Genomic DNA, 615 nt, shown 5'->3' on the forward strand with positions numbered 1-615 from the left:
CGACGGGCCGGCCGCTCCTGCCCTGGGCGACCGCGTGCTGGCTTGCACCGCCTGCCACGGCCGGGAAGGGCGCGCCACCCAGGAGGGCTACTTTCCGCGCATCGCCGGCAAGCCGGCGGGCTACCTCTACCACCAACTGCTCAATTTTCGGGACGGCCGCCGCAGCTATCCGCAAATGGCCTACCTGCTGGAGCACATGACTGACGACTACCTGCGCGAGATCGCCGCGCATTTCGCCGCGCTGGACCTGCCCTACACGCCGCCGCCCCCGACCCAGGCGACTCCTGCGGCCCTGGAGCGCGGGCGCACGCTGGTGCGCCAGGGGGATGCGGCGCTGGGCATTCCGGCCTGCGTGCAGTGCCATGGGTCCGCCATGACCGGCGTGGCACCGGCGATTCCGGGCCTGCTGGGATTGCCGCGCGATTACCTCAACAGCCAGATTGGCGCCTGGCAGACCGGCCAGCGGCGTGCCCAGGCGCCCGATTGCATGGCCCATGTGGCCCGCCAGCTCGTACCCGAAGACGTGAGTGCGGTCACCGCCTGGCTGTCCGCGCAGGCCGTGCCCGCCGACGCTCGGCCTGCCGCGGCCTTGCCCGGCCGGCTGCCGATGCCCTG

General features: G+C 72.7%; 1 protein-coding gene. It reads left to right on the forward strand.

The window, feature by feature from the left end; genetic code table 11:
• A partial coding sequence (locus AC27IQ_RS26675) for a c-type cytochrome (protein ID WP_487091491.1) occupies window positions 1-615 on the forward strand: 615 nt, incomplete at both ends.

This window comes from Acidovorax sp. KPB24-07 (assembly GCF_057543315.1).